The organism is Microbacterium sp. P2_F9 (assembly GCF_056403635.1).
In genome coordinates this window covers 1-1,713 of record NZ_JBFUFC010000371.1, presented here as the reverse complement: position 1 = coordinate 1,713, position 1,713 = coordinate 1, and the positions used below count along the sequence as shown (strand labels likewise).

At 70.2% G+C, this 1,713-nt stretch carries 2 protein-coding genes; one reads left to right on the top strand and one right to left on the bottom strand.

Features of this window, described 5'->3' with window-relative positions:
• On the top strand, positions 1-683 hold a 683-nt coding region (locus AC1DVT_RS20080; protein WP_477391137.1), incomplete at its 5' end, for a CPBP family glutamic-type intramembrane protease.
• A 7-nt stretch (positions 684-690) separates the two neighbouring features.
• Here AC1DVT_RS20080 and AC1DVT_RS20075 read toward each other — a convergent pair.
• A complete protein-coding gene (locus tag AC1DVT_RS20075) occupies positions 691-1,632 on the bottom strand; it encodes a sugar kinase (protein ID WP_477391135.1) in 942 nt (313 codons plus the stop codon).
• Between the last annotated feature and the right edge of the window lie 81 nt (positions 1,633-1,713).

Genomic DNA, 1,713 nt, shown 5'->3' with positions numbered 1-1,713 from the left:
GGGCCGAGGCATCCGTCCGACCGCCGAGTCTCGTGCGCGACCTCTCGCTGATCGCGGCGGGCCTGCTCATCGTGAGCGCCATCCCGCTCGCCGCGGAGCTCGACAATCCGGCCTTCCTGCGCTTCGCCGTCGCGCTGGGGGGAGCGGTGGTCGTGCCGTACGTCGTCTCGCGGTACGCCTACCGGGACCGCGCGATCAGGTTCCCGTGGCGCGGCGGCGGACGATGGACGCGCTTCCAGTGGTCGTGGCTCGCCAGCGTGCTCGTGCTCGGGTGGCTGATCCTGCCGTTCTACTTCATCACGTCGGGCGTCTACCTCAACTGGCCCACTGTCGACACGCCCGACCTCATCGCGCGCCTCTTCGTCGGCGTCGGCGCGGTCGGCATCTGGGATGAGCTCTTCTTCATCTGCACCGTGTTCGCATTGCTGCGTCGCCACTTCCCGTTCTGGCAGGCGAACACGCTGCAGGCGGTGGTGTTCGTGTCATTCCTGTGGGAGCTCGGCTATCGCGCCTGGGGACCGCTGCTCACGATCCCGTTCGCGCTGCTCCAGGGATTCATCTTCATGAAGACCCGATCGCTGGCGTACGTCGTGACGGTGCACCTGCTGTTCGACGCTGTCGTGTTCCTCGTGCTGGTGCACGCCCACAATCCGGGCGTGCTCGACTGGCTGTTCCTCGTCTGAGCGAGATTCAGGCGTCCACGCCGAGCGACACCGCGCGGTCGACGATCGCGCCGGGGTGGCCGATCACCGTACGGGATACGGTTGATGCCTGGGCGACGGCATCCGCGACGGAGGCGCCGTTCGCCCGTGCGTGCAGGTAGCCGGCGTTGAACGAGTCGCCTGCGCCGGTCGTGTCGATGGGGCGCCGGATGGGTGCGCCGGCGAACCGGTGCAGGGTGTCGCCCACCCCGACCAGGATGTCGCCGCCGCCGTCCTTGACCACCACCTCGTGCACACCGGCCTCGCGATAGCGTGCGATGACCGCCGCGGCGTCGCCGCCGCCGAACAGCTGCCACTCGTCCGCGAGGGACGGCAGTGCGATGTCGGTCACCGCCGCAGCCGCGAGGACGGCGTAGCTCGCGTGATCGACTGACGGCCAGCCGCGCGGGCGGTAGTTGCTGTCGAAGGCCACGAGCGCTCCACCGTCGCGGGCGCGGGCGACCAGGTCGAGCAGGATGCTGCGAGCGGCGGGGACGAGCTGCTGCAGCGTGATCGCCGAGAAGTAGATGATGTCGGCTGCCCGCAGGACCTCGCCGATGCGGTCGCGCATCCTGGCGCCCTCGTCGTGCTCGGGGTCGAGCAGCCGGCGGACCGGCGAGGCGTCGCGGTAGTAGGTGAAGGTGCGCTCGCCGACGTCGTCGGTGGAGACGATGTACAGCGCGGGGGAGCCACCGCCGACGCGCTGGGCGTGCACGTCGATGCCCTCGGCGTCCATGAACGCCAGCTGGTCGGCGGTGAGCGCATCGTCGCCCACCGCGGTGACGAAGCCCACCGCGGCGTCATCGCCCGCGAGGCGCTTGAAGTAGACCGCCGTGTTGAACGTGTCCCCCGCGAACCCCAGGGTCATCGCCGTGCCGCCGCGGCGGGTGAGCTCGGCCATGCACTCGCCGATCGCGACGAGGCGCGTCATGCCGACCGCCCCAGCTGAACCTGGCGGAGGAGCTCGGATGCCGCGGCATCCAGATCCGGTGCGTTCGACAGGTCGCTGCCG